This window comes from Rathayibacter tritici, assembly GCF_002932875.1.
Taxonomy (GTDB): domain Bacteria; phylum Actinomycetota; class Actinomycetes; order Actinomycetales; family Microbacteriaceae; genus Rathayibacter; species Rathayibacter tritici.
The window spans coordinates 115585-131463 of record NZ_PSWS01000048.1 but is presented as its reverse complement, the minus strand read 5'-3'; the positions used below and the strand labels follow the sequence as shown (position 1 = coordinate 131463).

The following is a 15879-nucleotide window of genomic DNA, read 5'->3' as shown; positions in this document are numbered from 1 at the left end:
CTGCATGGGCAAGGCGGACCCCTTGTTCGTGTCGGTCGATCGGCGAGCGGGAGCAAGACTACCCGCGATAGCACCAGCTCGGACACGCCATCCCGGGTGGCCGAGACGACCTCGCACGTATAATGAGGCGGTCCGTCGCCCGGCGGAGGCCGAGAGCTTGGAGTTCCATGCCCAGCAAAGCTGTGGATCGTGCGCGCGCGATCGCCGACGAGCCGTTCCAGACCGCCGGCACCACATCGGCCGTCGGCGGCGGCTCCGGCGGCTTCCTCGCCTCCCTGGCCGAGATCCTCCGGCACCGCGAGCTGCTCCGGCTCCTCGTGGGCCGCGAGCTGAAGTCGCGCTACAAAGACAGCAGCCTCGGCTTCGTGTGGAGCCTCGTTCGGCCGCTGATCATGCTGCTGATCTACTACGTGGCGATCGGCCAGATCCTCGGGGCCTCGCGCGGCGTCCCGAACTTCGCGATCTTCGTGTTCTCCGGACTCACGCTGTGGGGTCTGTTCAGCGAGATCGTGACCGCGGGGACCACGTCGATCCTCGGCAACGGCGGGCTGATCAAGAAGGTCTACCTGCCGCGCGAGATCTTCCCGGTGGCCGCCATCGGCTCGGCACTGTTCAACTTCGGGGTGCAGTTCATCGTCCTGATTGCGGGCGCCGTCATCACAGGCTCGCTCATCTTCGGGATCCACCTGCTCTACATCGTTCCAGCGCTGGCGATCGTGCTCGTCTACGGCCTCGCCCTGGCGCTGGCGCTCTCCGCCCTGAACGTCTACCTCCGCGACGTCCAGTTCCTGGTCGAGGTCGGGCTGCAGATCTTCTTCTGGCTCTCCCCGATCGTCTACGCGTGGAACTTCGTCGTCGCCGCCTCCTCGGGCGCCGGTCACGGCTGGGCCGAGCAGCTGTACCTGATCAACCCGATTTCGAATGCGATCCTCGCCTTCCAGCGCGCGATCTGGGGCGACGGCTCGCGCGTGAGCATCATCGACGGCCGGGAGATCGGCCCTCAGGTCTGGCCGCCGGACATGCAGCTGCGTCTTGTCCTCGTCCTCGTCGTCGGGGTGGTGTTCGTGTGGATCGGCCACCGGATCTTCCGCCGCCTCGAGGGCAACTTCGCCCAGGAGATCTGATCATGACCCTCACCAGCAAGCAGGAGGCCACCCCCGCCGCCTCCGGCAGTCCGACGGTCGTTCGAGTGCGGAACGCCTCCAAGCGCTTTGTCATCCGTAAGGACAAGTCGTTCAAGGAGCGGCTCGTCAACTTCGGTCGCGGGCGCAAGCACCGCGACGAGTTCTGGGCCCTGCGCGACGTCGACCTCGAGATCCCCCTGGGCTCGACGGTGGGCCTGATCGGTGCGAACGGCTCAGGTAAGAGCACGCTCCTCAAGCTCATCGGCGGCATCGTGCAGCCGACGACCGGTACGGTCGAACGCCGCGGACGCCTCGCCGCGCTCCTCGAACTCGGCGCGGGCTTCCACCCCGACCTCACCGGCCGCGAGAACGTCTACCTCAACGGCGCCATCCTCGGCCTCTCGCGCAGCGAGCTCGACAGCAAGTTCGAGTCGATCGTCGACTTCTCCGAGATCGCCGAGTTCATCGACACGCAGGTCAAGTTCTACTCCTCCGGCATGTACGTGCGACTCGCCTTCGCGATCGCAATCCACACTGATCCGGATCTGCTGCTGGTCGATGAGGTCCTCGCGGTCGGCGACGAGCCGTTCCAGCGCAAGTGCATGGACCGCATCCGCGCCTTCCAGCGCGCGGGCAAGACCATCGTGCTGGTCACCCACTCCCTCGAGCAGGTCGGCGAGCTCTGCGACCGCACCATCGTGCTCGAGAAGGGCACCGTCGTCTTCGACGGCGAGACCTCCGAGGGACTCCAGGTCCTGCGCGAGAGTTTCGAGGACCGTCGCGCCGCCCGTCAGGAGCGCGAGGCGGCGGCCGCCGGAGCCGTCGACGAGCCCGCTCCCCAGCTGATCGAGATCCTGGGCTGCCGACTGCGCGGCGGCTCCATCGAGCACGGCGGCACGGTCGTCCGCAGCGGTGAGACCCTCGAGTTCGACGTCACGGTGCGCACCAACCGCGCGGTCGACGACTGGAACATCGGCATGGGCATCGACACCCCGCTCGGCCAGCGCGTCTTCGGCACCAACACCGAGCGCATCGGCACGCCTCTGAGCGCGGTCGACGGAGAGATGACGGTCACGTTCACCCTCCCCGACCTCCACCTGGGTGCCGGCAACTACGCCGTGCACGCCTCGTCGGCCACCTTCTCGCAGGGCGAGACCATGCGGATACCGGTCGCTGCCACCTTCACGGTCGAGCGCGCCTCCGTGCACGACGGCGTCGTCGACATCGACTCCACCGTCCGCCTCAGCCGACCGTGACCGCGGGGCGCCGCCGCCTCTTCGTCGATGCCACACCGCTCGCGGCACCCCGGCTGACGGGTGTCGGCCGGGTCCTGCTCGGCCTGATGCGGGCGCTCGACACCGAGGAGTTCGCCCGGCGCGCCGACATCCGCCTCGTCGTCCCCGCGAGCGAGGCGCGGTCGCTGGCACGCTTCGGCTTCCGCACCCTGCAGATCCGGCCCGTCCCCGTTCCCCGACGGGTCTGGAGTGCGCTGACGCGACTCCCGGCGCCCGGGATCGACCTCCTGCTCGGGCGCGGCGCGTACTTCTTCCCGAACTTCCGCAGCTGGCCGCTCGCCCGCTCCCGCTCGCTCACCTTTGTACACGACGTCTGTTACGCCGTGATGCCGGAGCTGGTCCCGCGGGAGCGCCGAGAGTTGCTCGCGCGCTCGGTGCCGCGGTGGATCGCTCGGAGCGACGTCGTCCTCACCGGCACGCCGTCCTCCGCCGTCGAGGTCGCGCGCGCGCTCGACGTTTCCTCCGAGCGAATCCGGGTGCTGCCGACCACGATCGACGCCGAACTCTTCCACCCGCGCGGAGCGGACGAGGTGGCTCGCGTCCGCACGGCGCACGCGCTCGGCGCCTACCTCCTCTTCGTCGGCTCGATCGAGCGGCGCAAGAATCTGGTGACGCTGGTCGACGCCTACCGGCTCGCGGAGCGACCCGAAGGACATACCCTGCTCCTGGTAGGCGGGGACGGCTGGGACAACGAGGACGTCCATGCGGCAGTCGCGCGCGCCGTCGCGGCGGGTGCCGACGTGCGATTCGCCTTCTCGTACGTGCCCGACGAAGACCTCCCGGCCCTGCTCACGGGCGCCGACGCGGTGGCGATGCCCTCCTGGCACGAGGGCTTCGGACTCCCGGCGCTCGAAGCGGTCGCCTGCGGCACCCCCGTGCTCGCCGCCGACATCCCGGGCCTGCGCGACGCCCTCGCCGGGCGGGAGGCGGACGCCGTGTTCACCGATCCGGGTGACGGAGCGGGGTGGACCGCCGCGATCGAGCAAGCGCTGCGCGCGCCGCGGAGGATCGCACTCCGGCCGATCCCGAGCTGGGGGATCACGGCGGAGGCACTCCTCGACCTCGCCTTCGCCGAGTCCGTCCCGCGGCGCTCCGGCCGACGCTGACCGCGCCACCCCACCTCGGGGCTCGGGGCCTTCAGGAGCGGGGGTGCCGAATTCCGGAGGTGTCCGCGACGGCGGCGACGTCGTCCTCGAACAGGGCTGCCGCAGCCATCTCGGCCTCGCGGCGATCGATCACTCCCCCGGAGCGGTGGTGACCGAACACCCAGAAGCGGTAAAGGATGAAGCGGAAGGCTGTCGCCAGGCCGAGGCCGATGACGTTGGCCGAGATGTTGTCGGCCACCAGATTGTCGAAACCGAGCACGTAGTGCGACACATACAGGGGCAGCAGGTTGACCAGCATGCCCGCGACGGCGACAACGCTGAACTCGGCCAGTTCGAGCAGGTAGTTCGCTCGACGGTGCTCACGGAAGGTCCAGTAGCGATTGCCGAACCAGGTGACGACGGTTGCGGCTGCAACGGCGACCACCTTCGCGCCGATGGGGCCGGAGAGCAGGTGCTCGCCGCCGATCCCGCCGACCCGCAGGAGGTTGAACACCGTGACGTCGACGACCAGGCCGATGATCCCGACCACGCCGAACTTGAGTGCGTACGAGATGAAACCGGAGGAGACCACGCGCAGGAGCGCAATCGGGCCCCGGCGAGGCGGAGTCGCGGCGGGAATCACGCGGGAGTCAACCACGGGATCAGGAGGCGAGCGTCTTCGGCGGGCGGCTACGGGAGCCCTCGCGCAGGCGGATCCGCACGAGAATCCACAGGGCCTCGAAGCCGTCCCTGACGGTGATCTTCTTGCCCTCTTCGCGGGTGCGGGCCTTGTAGCTGATAGCGACCTCGTACGGGCGGTAGCCGCGCGCGAGGAGCTTCCCGGTGACCTCCGCCTCCATGCCGAACCCCTTCTCCGTGATGCCGAGGGAGCGGTAGAGGCTCAACGGCATCAGCTTGAAGCAGGTCTCGACGTCCGAAATGTAGGCGTTGAAGAGGATATTCGTGATCAGGTTCACGCCCTTGTTGCCCAGCACGTACCAGTATGAGAACGAGGTGTGGCTTCCGAACGTGCGGCTTCCATAGACGAGCTCCGCTTCGCCGTCCAGAACCGGTTGCAGCAGCGACGGGATCTCGCTCGGCCGGTACTCCTCGTCGGCGTCGCAGATGATCACGTAGTCGCCCGTCGCCTCCTGGACGGCCCGGCTGATCGCCGCTCCCTTGCCCTGGTTGCGCGGCTGGTGGAACACCCGGATTCGCGGATCGTCCAGGGAGTCCAGGATCTCGCGGGTCCCATCACGGCTGCCGTCGTTCACGATCACGAACTCGACCTCGACGCCCTCCTGGAACGTCACCGCCAGGACACGCCCCACGGCCTTGCGCAGCGTCGCCTCCTCGTTGTACACGGGCATCAGGATCGACAGTCTCACAGCGCGCCTCTCTCGTTCGACATGCCCTCGGAGAACCAGCGCACCGTGCGCGCCAGGCCCTCCTCGATCGACACCGCGGGCTCCCAGCCGAGGACCTCGCGGGCCCGCGTGATGTCCGGGCGACGACGTTCCGGGTCATCGACCGGGCGAGGACCGTAGTGGACCTCGGAGTCGCTTCCGACGAGCTCCACGACGCGACGGGCGATCTCGCCCAGCTCCAGCTCCTCGACGGATCCCAGGTTGATCGGCCCCGGCTCGGAGGACTCCGCCATCAGCAGGACGCCCTCGACCAGGTCGTCGACGTAGAGGAGCGAGCGGGTCTGGGTGCCGTCGCCGTGCATCGGTAGCGGAGAAGACGCGAGTGCGGCTTTCACGAACGCCGGCACCGCACGCCCGTCGTCGATATCCATGTTCGGGCCGTAGGTGTTGAAGATCCGGACGATTCCGGTGTCGACCCCGAAGCTGCGACGGTAGGCGAACGTCAACGCCTCCGCGTACCGCTTCGCCTCGTCGTAGACGCTCCGCGGACCGTTCGGGTTGACGTTGCCCCAGTACTCCTCGTGCTGCGGGTGCACGTGCGGATCGCCGTAGACCTCCGACGTGGAAGCGAGCACGAATCGGGCACCGTCGCGGCGTGCCACATCCAGCAGCGCCTCTGTGACCACGGACCCCGCATGCAGCGTCTCGATCGGATGCGCGAGGTACCGCGGTGGCGACGCCGGCGAGGCGAAGTGCAGCACCACGTCGAAGGGACCGTCGAGGTCGCGTGCGTTGGCCGCGTCCTCCTGAATCACCGTGAGTGCGGGGTGGCCGAGGTGGGCGGCGACGTTGCGGGTCGAGCCGGTCAGCAGGGAGTCGAGGACGACTACCCGGTCGCCGCGGAGAAGGAGTTCGGTGGCCAGATTCGATCCCACGAATCCGGCGCCACCGGCGAGGAGAACAGTGCGTGTCATAGAAGAGCTTTCGTCGAGCATGTGTGCTGGGCGGCGACATCCCGGCGGAACCCGAAGAAATTACCATAGGGTTTCGGTCGCGCCTGGCACACCTGGCGCGTCCGCGGATCGGAAGGACCACGATCGGATGATCATCGAGGAGGCTGCCGTCAGCAAACCTGTGGAGGGCCGACAGCGCCGTCACCGTCCGGCGATCCTCCTCGACGCAGGGTTCGCCGCCGTCACCGCCGTGCTCTCGACAGCGCTCGGGATGCTCGCGCTCAGAATCACTCCGAAGATCCTGGAAAAGAGGTGGACGTTCGGCGGCCCGGACCAGGTGCTGCACTACACGATCTTCTCGAGTGCACGCGAGGTGTTCCCGTTCCTCCCCAACGGCAGGCTCGGGTTCCCCGCGGCGCAGAATCTCTTCTTCGCGCCCTTGTTCGATCCCTGGTCGGCCGTCTTCGTCGCTGTCGTCGGGCCGCTCACGCCCGACGGCGTCTGGCTGCTCAACCTCTACAGCATCGCCGGCTTCACCGCCGTGGGAGCCACCGCCTACGTCTTCTTCCGAGCCCTGCGTCTGCGCCGCGTCACGTCCGTGGTGCTCGGTGTGCTGACGGCGGTGCTGCCCTACCACTTCGTGCAACTATCCTTCGGCCACCCCTTCCTCGCGCAGTACTGGGCGGTACCGCTCATCGGCGTGCTGCTGCTGGTCATCGGCGGGCGGGAGACGGATCCGCTGAACCGGTGGACCGCGGGCATCGCAGGCCGGCGCCGTCGTCGCCTTGTGCGAGCGGGGATCGTCGTCGCCCTCGCGCTGGCGATCGCGTGGACGCAGTCGTACTACTTCGTCTTCGGTGCGATCGTGCTCGGCTCGGCCTGGGTTCTCGCGGTGCTCGCGGCCCTCATACGCCGATCCCCCGTCCGCAGCCTCGCCTGGCCCACGCTCGCGCTGGGCTCATTCCTGAGCTTCATCGCCGTCCAGCTCGCCGTGCTCTCCATCGACCAGGGCGATCGCTACGAGAAGTACTTCCAGGGCCGCTCGGCGCAGGAGTCGGAGTTCTACGGCGGCAAGATGCAGAGCCTGCTCTTACCCTCGCCCACCAGCGGGTTCTCCTCGCTGGCCGAACTCGCGCAGGGGTACGCCCGCTCGAGCGCGATCCTCCCGACGACCGAGAACCCCTCGACGGCCGTGGTCGTCTCTGCCGCGTTCCTGCTCGTCCTGCTGATCGTGCTGTCGGCGCTCGGCCGGGCGGGACGCACCGGCGCAGCTCCGCGCTCGCGCCTCGCCCTGCTGGTCATGGACGCTCGGGTCGGGCTGCTCAGTCAGGCGTTCGTCGTCGCACTGCTGTTCTTCATCGTCGCCGGACTCGGAGCCATCCTCTCGTACGTCGTGAGCCCCGAGATTCGAGCGTGGTCACGGATGTCGATCGTGCTCAGCGTTCTCGCGCTCGGCGTCGCGGGCATCGCCCTCGAGACGCTCGTTCGTCGCCGGCGGCTCCTCTTCCCCGCGCTGGCGGTCGTCGCCGCGGTCGGACTGATCGACCAGGTGGCGGGAACGGCGGCAGCGATCCCGCTCGCTCCGACCAGCGACTCCTCCGTTCGCGCGTTCGCTCAGGAGACCGAGCGCCGACTCGCCGACGGCTGCGGGATCGTGCAGCTCCCGCTCAAGGACTTCCCCGAGACCGACCCGATCGGGAACATGGGCGATTACGACGAGGCCCTGCCCTACCTTTACTCCTCGGACGACGGCGGCCTGCGCTACAGCTACGGCGCGGTCCGGGGCACCCGATCGGCCGATGACTGGAATCGCGCCAGCACGCCCCGGGCGTTCGAGCGCGAGTACGACGCGTCAGGAGCCTGCGCGGTCCTGGTCGACACCTTCGCCTACGTCGACGACCTCGACGGCTGGAAGCCCTTCGTCGACGCGGTGGCCGACCCCGACCGGCCCAGCGTCGTCAGCACGGACTCGGATCGGCGCTGGCTGCTCTTCCGCACCGGCTCCTGATCGCACGGTCCCACCGTCGGCCGCGAGCCCGGCCGAGCAGGCGAACCGCCGTTCCAGCGGAAACGCTACCGGGACGAGTCGCGCGTGAACCGGATCCGCACGACCAGTAGGAGGCTGCGCAGCATCGTGTTTCCCGGGATCTTGGAGGTCCCCTCCGTGCGGTCGAGGAACACGATCGGGATCTCGCGAACGCGTCGCGCCGCGACCGACGCTCGATGCTTCAGCGCGATCTGGAAGCCGTAGCCCGTCGCATCGACGGTCTCGAAGTGGATCCGCTCGAGCAGCTCGCGGCTGAAGAGATTGAAACCGCCCGTCCAGTCGGTGAGCCGCGAGCCGAGCAGTGCCCGCGAGTAGAGGTTGCCGCCGCGACTGAGGATCTTGCGATCCAGCGTCCAGTCGGGCGTCCCTCCGCCGGGGATGTAGCGCGAGGCGACCACCAGGTCCGCACCGGCGCGGACCTCGCGGAGGAAGTCGGAGAGATAGGCCGGGTCGTGCGAGAGATCGGCGTCCATCTGCAAGATGTGCGTCGGTGGGTCCTCACGCCCGAGCACCTGCTCGAAGGCCCAGAGGTAGGCGGCGCCGAGCCCCTCCTTCGCCGCGCGCGAGAGTACCTCGACTGAGAACGTTCCTGTGGACAGCTCGGCACCGAGCGCACGCGCCCGATCGGCCGTGCCGTCGGGCGAGGAGTCGTCCACGATGACCGAACGCACGAGCACATCCGGCTCGGCTGCGGCGGCGGTGGCCAGCCGGCGCAGCAGTTCGCCGATGTTGTCCGCTTCGTTGTACGTAGGAGTGACGATGGTGAGGGAGAGCATGACGATCCGATTCGGGCGGTGGCGGAGCGGCGTCGGGCACGCTCGCGCCGGGGCGGAGGCGGTGGAACAGTACCAGCGTGCACCATCGGCCGTGAGGAGCGCCGGGCGCGCGCCGTCTCCAGATGGGAAGGGCATCCGCGCCACCGCCGTGCTTTCTCAGGAAGAGTTCGCCCGCAGGGGGGCCGCCGCACAGATCGACCGCGTACCCTCAGCCAGAGTCGTCCCTCCGGGCGGTCGTCGGCAGGAGGAGTACCCGTGGCGCGTTGGCTGGAATCCCAGAAGGTGCGGTTCCTTGTCGCGGGCTCACTCAACACGGCGCTGGACTTCCTGATCCTGAACGCACTGTCGCTGATGGTCGGCCTGCCGACACTCCTCGCGAACGTGGTCTCGGTGACGGTCGGGATTTCGATCTCGTACTTCCTCAACCACTTCTTCGTCTTCCGCCACCCCGACCGCCCCACCCTGCGGAGCTTCGGCCAGTTCTTCCTCGTCACCGGCTTCAGCTCCCTGGTCCTGCAGTCACTGATCATCTACGGGTTCGAGGTCTTCTTCGACACCCGCTTCGGCACGTCTCTCCTCTTCCTGCCCAGCCCCGGCGAGAAAGCGTTCCTGGCGATCAACGTCGCCAAGGCGGTCGCTGTGCTCGTGGGCCTGGTCTGGAACTTCTGCCTCTACAAATTTGTGGTGTTCCGTCAACCCGCTGTCACCGCCGATGTCGCAACCGAACTCGGCGAGATCGTCGACGAGGTCGGCTCCTCAGCCCGCTGAGACCCGGCGGAGCAGCATGCTAGCCTCGTCGAGTTCTTCCCACGGGGCACCCCTCCCGTCGACGCCGCACTTCCCGGAGGCTCCCATCGCCCGCTCGGCCTTGCCCATCGCAGTGGTCGTCGTCACCCACTTCTCGGGTGAAGTCCTGCGTGCGTGCCTCGAGTCGGTGCCGGAGGCGACGGAGCACGACGTGCGCGTCGTGGTGGTCGACAACCTCACCACCGACGACTCCGTGCGCAGCGTGGTCGAGCGACTGCCCGGGGTCGAGTTCCACGAGACCGGGCAGAACCTCGGCTACGGCCGGGCCGTGAATTACGCGGTCGACCGCCTCGGTCCCGAGGTCGAGTGGATCCTCGTGACCAATCCGGACACGGTCTTCCTGCCCGGCTCGATCGACGCGCTCTACGACGCGGCAATGGCGGAACCGCGAATCGGCTCGATCGGGCCGCGGATTCTCGACTCCGACGGCACGATCTACCCCTCGGCCCGCGCCCTCCCCTCACTCGGCACGGGTGTCGGCCACGCGCTCTTCGCCCACGTCTGGCCGGGCAACCCGTGGTCGGCGACGTACCGGCGCTCCCGCGCGGTCGGCACGCTCCAGCACGGCCGGATGGAGGCGGGCTGGCTCTCCGGCGCCTGCGTCATGGTGCGACGCACGGCCTTCGAGGAGATCGGCGGCTTCGACGAGCGCTACTTCATGTACTTCGAGGACGTCCAGCTGGGCGACTCGCTGGGGCAGCGCGGCTGGATCAACGTCTACCTCGCGGATGCCGTTGTGTCCCACCTCGGCGGGCATTCGACGCGCCTGGCCTCGGCCCGGATGCTCGCCGTGCACCACCGCAGCGCGTACCTGTACCTCGCACAGAAGTACGGAGCCTGGTACCAGGCGCCGGTCCGCGCGGCCGTCCGCGTCGGGCTGGGCGCGCGCGTCGCGCTGATGCGCTTGCGCTCCCGGAACTGAACGGCCGACGTCCCCGATCAGGTGGCGGCGTCGAGCTGCGCGTAGAACGCGCGTGCTTCGTCCCACGTCGGCAGCAGGCCCTGCCCCTCGGCCTCGGCGAGGGTCGGCGCGTCGGTGTCCTTCGGGGAGAGCAGGAACTCGCCGGCCTCAGCCGGGAAGCGGAGGCCGATCTGCTCGTCACGCGGGTCGATCCCCTTCTCGCGCACGGGATCGAAGGTGGCGGTGACGAGGTAGGAGACGACGGCGCGCTCCGTCAGCGCGACGAAGGCGTGCGCGATCCCCTCGGCGATGTAGACGGAGCGGCGGTCGACGTCATCGAGCAGGATCGACTCCCACCGCCCGAAGGTCGGCGAACCCACTCGAACATCGATGATGTAATCGAGCACCGCACCCGAGAAACACGACACGTACTTGGCCTGCGACGGAGGGAACTGCGCGAAGTGGATCCCCCGCACCGTGCCGCGGCGGGAGACCGAGGTGTTGCCCTGGCGGAGCGAGAGCGGATGCCCGACCTTCTCGGCCAGGTGATCGAAGCGGTAGAACTCGTAGAAGACTCCGCGATCGTCGGGGAATTGGCGCGGAGTCACTTCATAGGCATCGGGAACGGCGAGCTCTCGGATCTGCACAATCGCCAGTGTAACGACGGCCTGTCTCTGCGGGAGGACCGCCCGGCGACCGGTGCGCCACCCGCCCACCGGTGCAGCCCTCCGGCATGATGAGGAGGTGACCTTCCTCATCACGGGCGCCTCCGGCATGCTCGGCACCGACCTTCGGGCGGTCCTCGGCTCCCGCCCCTGCACCGCCCTCAGGCACAGCGATCTCGACGTCACCGACCTCGACGCGGTGCGCGCCGCCGTGGCGGGCCACGACGCGATCATGAACTGCGCCGCCTACACGCGGGTCGACGACGCGGAGACCGACGAAGAGGAGGCGCACCGGGTCAACGCCGTCGGCGCACACCACCTCGCGCTCGCCACGGCCGAGACCGGAGCGGCGCTCGTGCAGGTCTCGACCGACTATGTCTTCGACGGCTCCGCCACGAGCCCCTACTCCGAGGACCATCCGCGCCACCCGCTCTCGGCGTACGGCCGCACCAAGGCCGAGGGGGAGCGGCTGGTGCTCGAAGCAAACCCGGAGCGCGGCTACGTGGTCCGCACGGGCTGGCTCTACGGCGAACACGGCCAGAACTTCGCCAAGACGATGGTGCGCCTCGCCGGCAGCCACGACACCCTCGCCGTCGTCGACGATCAGCACGGCCAGCCGACCTGGACGGCCGACCTCGCCGCGCGCCTGGTCGAGCTGGTCGACTCGCTCGCCCCGGCCGGCGTCTACCACGGCACCAACGCCGGCGAGACGACCTGGCTCGGCTTCGCCCGCGCCGTCTTCGCCAAGGTGGGCCTGGACCCCGAGCGTCTGCGGCCGACCGACAGCGGTTCGTTCGTCCGCCCCGCCCCGCGCCCCGCCTACTCGGTGCTCGGGCATGACGGCTGGAGCCGGGCGGCGCTCGCTCCGCTGCGCCCCTGGCAGGACGCCCTCGCCGCCGCTCCCCTCCTGGCGGTGACTCCGTGACCACCACCCTCCGCGTCGTCGTCGACCAGATGCTCGCCCGCGTGCCCGGCGGCATCGGCCGCTACACCGAGGAGCTCACCCGCGAGCTCATCGCCACCGCACCGCGCGACTGCGAGGTCGAGGCGGTGGTCTCCGCTCACCCGCCCGAGAAGGAGGAGGAACTGCGCCTGCGCCTGCCCGGCCTCGCGCGCATCCACCGGCTCCCCCTCGGCCGCCGGGAACTCTCGCGTGCCTGGCAGTACGGGATCGGGATCCCGGCCGGTGGCGGCATGATGCACGCTCCGAGCCTCTTCGCCCCGCTGCGCGGCCACGACGGCGGCGAGGGCGAGCAGATCGCGGTCACCATCCACGACACCGTGCCCTGGACACATCCGGAGACGCTCACCCCGCACGGGGCGAAGTGGCACCGGGCGATGGCCAAGCGCGCTCACAAGCACGCGGACGCCGTCGTCGTACCCACCCACGCGGTCGCGGACCAGCTTTCGCAGGTGATGGACTTCGGCGACCGCCTGCGCGTCATCGGCGGAGCGGTCGGCTCGGGCCTGGTGCTGCCGGAGGACGCCGACGAGCGCGCTGCCGCCCTGACGCTCCCGGGCGAATACGTCCTGAGCGTCGGCACGCTCGAACCCCGCAAGGGCCTGGTCTCGCTGATCGCGGCGTTCGGCGGAGCGTCGGCGCCGACGATCCCGCTCCTCCTGGTCGGACCGACCGGCTGGGGCGACCTCGACGTGGCCTCGGTCGCCGATGAGCAGGGCCTCGACGAGACGCGGGTGCGCGCGCTCGGCGTCCTCAGCGACGCCGACCTCGCCGTCGTCCTCTCTCGCGCGACGCTCTTCGTGTATCCCAGCATCGCCGAGGGGTTCGGCCTACCGGTGCTAGAAGCGATGCACTTCGGCGTGCCGGTGGTCCACTCGGACGACCCCGCGCTGATGGAGGTCGCCGCGGACGCCGGGGTCGCCGTCGAGCGCGCCGACGCGAAGAACTACCCCGAGCGTCTCGCCCTGGCGATGAGCAGCGTGCTCGCCGATACCGGGCTGCGCGAGCGGATGTCCGTGGCCGGCCGCGACCGCTCCCGCGCCTTCAGCTGGCGCGACTCGGCCGAGCGCGTCTGGGCTCTGCACGCCGACCTCTGAGCGGTTGGGCCGGCCGCTGCGACGTCTCGCTGGTGAGCAGGCGTGCGGTCACTCCGCCGGAACCTCAGACCCGGCGGTCGGCGAAGCGGACGGCGGCTCGGGGGTCGGCTCCGCCGTCGGAGGCGGCGTCCAGGCCCGGTCCTCGTCGCTCATCCGCGGTTCATCGCCGGGCTGGACCTCGCCCTCCTGCGCTCGGCGCCGGTAGGAGCGGTTCAACTCCGCCCAGTCCCCCGGCTGGCACCACGAGACCGCATCGATCGTGTACCGGTCGTTCCACGGCGAGGAGGTGTCGAAGCTCGCGCGCTGCACCGGGCCGCCCTCCCCGTACACGGTGGGCCAGGGCGTCGAGTCCGTGACCCGCACCGACATCCCGAGTGACCGCCAGTACTCCGCCACCCGCTGCGCGTCCCCGTCCACGTCCGCCCCGGGACGCGCCCAGTAGGTGTAAGCGAACCGCGCACCCTTGCTCCCCCAGCCGAGCCCGCACCGATCGGCCCGCGGCGATCCCTCGATCGTCGACCAGCCGTCCCCCGGCACGACTGCGGCGGACCCCTTCACGAACTCGACCACCCCCAGCCGGTTCTCCTCCGGCGTCACCGACGCTGAATCACCACAGGCACAGAGCAGCACCACCGCGACAATCATCGGAACGAACCGCCACCGACTCCCCGCTCGCCGCCGCTCAGTCATGCTTCGGCACCTCCGGCGGGTCCTGAGGACGCGGATGCGGCACCGACTCCCGACGCGGCGACGGCGGAGTCAGCTTCTCCTCCTCGCCGCCCAGCGCCCGCGAGACGTTGCGGGATGACTCCGTCCCTCGATCGAGGTACCCCCGGTCCTCCGACGCCTCGCCGACGACCAGGTCGTGGGTCGTCACCGGCAGTCCCGCGTCGCCGCCCGTCTCCACGCCGAAAACCCAGGCGCCGAAGGCGGGGTCCGTGGGGTCGACGCTGTGCCACGGGCTGAACGACCTGCCCACCCACGAGTACCTGTCTCCGGGTTCAGGATCGATGAGCGACCGGTCGGTGGCCTGACCGGCGTACACCCGGTCGGCGTGCAGCTGGCTCGCGCTCGTGATCCAGTTCGGCAGACCGGCCGACCCGAGGGTGGTGAAGCTGTCGACATGGACGTCCGGATCGGTCAGCGCGATCGACGCCGCGGTGCTGCCGAAGGAGTGGGCAACCACCCCGAGCTCGGGCGGCGACTCGCGACGAACCGCGTCGAAGCCCTTCAGAGCCGAGGCCAGAGCGGCACCGCCCTTCTCCGCGTCCGCTAAGCCGAAGACGCTGAGGTCCGGCTCCGGAGAGAAGGGGACGGGTGGTGTCTCGTAGCCGATCCACGCGACGACAGCGCTGTCGCTCCCTCGCTGCGCCTGGACCGCCTGGGCCCCGGTGGCCAGCGTGCTCATGTCCTGCGTCGTCGTCCCCATCCCGGGAACCACGAACGAGGCGTTCGTCGCCGTGTCGAGATCGCCGATCGAGACCGCCGCTAGCGGCGGCTGGTCGCTGGTGAGCGAGAGGAGGAAGCGCGGTACGCCGTCAACGGCCGAGCCGAGCGTCTCATCGACGTTCGCCAAGCAGGCCTGCCTCTCCTTCAGCTCATCCAGTCGCGCCATCAGCAGCGGCAGCGCCACGGGGCCGGTCGGGAGGAGCGCGGTGTGCAGCACCAGCCGCTGCGTCGTCGCGATCTCGCGCTCGACCGACTCGAGGCCGCGTCGCAGCGCGATCCTGTTCGCTTTGTCTCGGGCTCCGTAGGGCAGCCCCTCGAGATTCCCGAGCAGCGCCGGAAGAGTCGCCAGGAGCAGCCCCTGCCGCTCGGAGAGGTCCGACTCCTCGTCCTGCGGATCCAACGTCGCCCACCAGTCCGCCACCAGCTCGGGGCGCAGGCCCGCGATGCGCGCCGCGAGCTCGGGTGACCCCGCGACCATCGTGCTGAGCTCGCCGGCGGGGACAGACGCCAGCGCCTGGAGCAGGTCCCGCTCGCTGAGATCCGCCTTCGTCGTCGCCGCGAGGTCGAGAGCGCCGACCGAGAGCGTCCCTCCACCCGCCGCCTCGAAGGCGCTCGCTATCCACTCGATCCAGAGGGCATCGGCGCGGCACTCCTCGATGAACAGGGCGAACCCGGTGAGGAACTCGGGTGACCCCGTCCGCGCCCAACCGCACCGGTCGACGAAGCCCGCCCAGTCCGACCGCACGCGGCAGAGCGCCGCCTCGAGATCGGTCGCGGAGGACTGCGCGCGGGAGACGAACATCCGCAGGCGATCCGGATCGGCGGAGCTCGACCCCGACGAACCGCCTCCGCTGCCGCGTCGATGAGGGAGCGGGAGGAAGACCGCCGACACCTCCGGCACGGCGAACGGCGAGGTGGAGGGCATCCGGTCCAGGACTGCCTCGTCCACGCTCACCACGCCCACCGCGGCGCTCTGGCGTCGTCGGTCTTCCCGCGCGGCCTCCCGCGCCTGCCACGCCGCCAGCTCCTCGAGCCGCTCGAGCTCCTGGTGCGCCTGCCAGCACGCGGCTTCCACGTCGTCCGCGAGCGAGCCCAGAGCGCGGGAGAGCTGGCCGGAGTCGTCCAGGTGACGGAGGACGTTCTCGCGGAAGACACCGGCGTACGGGCCGGCGAAGTCGACCAGCGCCGTTCCGGCCGCGTCGTGGAGCGCGATCTGGTGGCACTGGACGGCGCCTCGCGCTGCGAGAGAGCCTCGCACGAGCGCGGCGGCCTGCGCCTGGTCGAATCGCAGCATGAGAACCTCCCGGTAGGGATGGGCCCAGAGAACGAGAACCCAGTAGAGATTCACTCAC

The 15879-nt window shown here is 69.7% G+C and carries 15 protein-coding genes; 8 read left to right on the top strand and 7 right to left on the bottom strand.

Annotated features, from left to right (window positions below; all coding sequences use genetic code 11):
• The first annotated feature begins 167 nt into the window (after positions 1 to 167).
• The 3 genes from C5D07_RS07945 to C5D07_RS07935 are packed head-to-tail and all read left to right on the top strand — an operon-like array spanning position 168 to position 3525.
• Positions 168 to 1124: an ABC transporter permease gene (locus tag C5D07_RS07945; protein WP_068254443.1), complete on the top strand. Its 957-nt coding sequence runs from the start codon at positions 168 to 170 to the stop codon at positions 1122 to 1124.
• A 2-nt stretch (positions 1125 to 1126) separates the two neighbouring features.
• Complete coding sequence (locus C5D07_RS07940; protein WP_068254446.1) at positions 1127 to 2380, top strand: ABC transporter ATP-binding protein; 1254 nt, start codon at positions 1127 to 1129, stop codon at positions 2378 to 2380.
• Positions 2377 to 3525 carry a glycosyltransferase family 4 protein gene (locus tag C5D07_RS07935; RefSeq protein ID WP_104259069.1) on the top strand — a complete coding sequence of 383 codons (1149 nt, stop codon included), beginning with the start codon at positions 2377 to 2379 and terminating at the stop codon, positions 3523 to 3525. Before C5D07_RS07940 ends, C5D07_RS07935 begins: the two co-directional genes overlap by 4 nt.
• Before the next feature lie 31 nt (positions 3526 to 3556).
• On the opposite strand, the gene C5D07_RS07930 is transcribed toward C5D07_RS07935, so the two are convergent.
• Genes C5D07_RS07930 through C5D07_RS07920 form a run of 3 tightly spaced genes read right to left on the bottom strand, consistent with a single transcriptional unit; the run spans position 3557 to position 5845 of the window.
• Positions 3557 to 4162 (bottom strand): GtrA family protein, encoded by a 606-nt coding sequence (locus C5D07_RS07930; protein ID WP_068254451.1) that lies wholly within the window; start codon positions 4160 to 4162, stop codon positions 3557 to 3559.
• 4 nt (positions 4163 to 4166) lie between these two features.
• A complete protein-coding gene (locus C5D07_RS07925) occupies positions 4167 to 4892 on the bottom strand; it encodes a glycosyltransferase family 2 protein (RefSeq protein ID WP_068254454.1) in 726 nt (241 codons plus the stop codon).
• Complete coding sequence (locus C5D07_RS07920; protein WP_068254457.1) at positions 4889 to 5845, bottom strand: NAD-dependent epimerase/dehydratase family protein; 957 nt, start codon at positions 5843 to 5845, stop codon at positions 4889 to 4891. The genes C5D07_RS07925 and C5D07_RS07920 overlap by 4 nt, the downstream gene beginning before the upstream one ends.
• Positions 5846 to 5972: 127 nt before the next feature.
• On the opposite strand from C5D07_RS07920, the gene C5D07_RS07915 reads away from it, so the two are divergent.
• Positions 5973 to 7832: a hypothetical protein gene (locus C5D07_RS07915; protein ID WP_068254460.1), complete on the top strand. Its 1860-nt coding sequence runs from the start codon at positions 5973 to 5975 to the stop codon at positions 7830 to 7832.
• Between the two features lie 65 nt (positions 7833 to 7897).
• On the opposite strand, the gene C5D07_RS07910 is transcribed toward C5D07_RS07915, so the two are convergent.
• Positions 7898 to 8647, bottom strand: coding sequence for a polyprenol monophosphomannose synthase (locus C5D07_RS07910; RefSeq protein WP_068254462.1), 750 nt, complete (start codon positions 8645 to 8647; stop codon positions 7898 to 7900).
• A 255-nt stretch (positions 8648 to 8902) separates the two neighbouring features.
• On the opposite strand from C5D07_RS07910, the gene C5D07_RS07905 reads away from it, so the two are divergent.
• On the top strand, positions 8903 to 9415 hold the full coding sequence (locus C5D07_RS07905; protein ID WP_068254464.1) for a GtrA family protein: 513 nt from the start codon (positions 8903 to 8905) through the stop codon (positions 9413 to 9415).
• A gap of 100 nt (positions 9416 to 9515) precedes the next feature.
• Positions 9516 to 10376 (top strand): glycosyltransferase family 2 protein, encoded by an 861-nt coding sequence (locus C5D07_RS07900; RefSeq protein ID WP_249028199.1) that lies wholly within the window; start codon positions 9516 to 9518, stop codon positions 10374 to 10376.
• 17 nt (positions 10377 to 10393) lie between these two features.
• Here C5D07_RS07900 and C5D07_RS07895 read toward each other — a convergent pair whose 3' ends face one another.
• Positions 10394 to 11002: a dTDP-4-dehydrorhamnose 3,5-epimerase family protein gene (locus C5D07_RS07895; RefSeq protein WP_104259096.1), complete on the bottom strand. Its 609-nt coding sequence runs from the start codon at positions 11000 to 11002 to the stop codon at positions 10394 to 10396.
• Positions 11003 to 11099: 97 nt separating this feature from the next.
• On the opposite strand from C5D07_RS07895, the gene rfbD reads away from it, so the two are divergent.
• Both rfbD and C5D07_RS07885 read left to right on the top strand, forming a co-directional pair.
• Positions 11100 to 11945 (top strand): dTDP-4-dehydrorhamnose reductase, encoded by an 846-nt coding sequence (rfbD, locus tag C5D07_RS07890; protein ID WP_104259068.1) that lies wholly within the window; start codon positions 11100 to 11102, stop codon positions 11943 to 11945.
• Complete coding sequence (locus C5D07_RS07885; RefSeq protein ID WP_237358163.1) at positions 11942 to 13078, top strand: glycosyltransferase family 4 protein; 1137 nt, start codon at positions 11942 to 11944, stop codon at positions 13076 to 13078. Before rfbD ends, C5D07_RS07885 begins: the two co-directional genes overlap by 4 nt.
• Positions 13079 to 13126: 48 nt before the next feature.
• On the opposite strand, the gene C5D07_RS07880 is transcribed toward C5D07_RS07885, so the two are convergent.
• Together C5D07_RS07880 and C5D07_RS07875 are read right to left on the bottom strand one after the other, a co-directional pair.
• Positions 13127 to 13768 (bottom strand): hypothetical protein, encoded by a 642-nt coding sequence (locus tag C5D07_RS07880; RefSeq protein WP_146076668.1) that lies wholly within the window; start codon positions 13766 to 13768, stop codon positions 13127 to 13129.
• Entirely contained in the window at positions 13761 to 15821 is a 2061-nt protein-coding gene (locus tag C5D07_RS07875) for an alpha/beta hydrolase (protein WP_068254472.1), read from the bottom strand. Before C5D07_RS07875 ends, C5D07_RS07880 begins: the two co-directional genes overlap by 8 nt.
• Positions 15822 to 15879 lie beyond the last annotated feature (58 nt).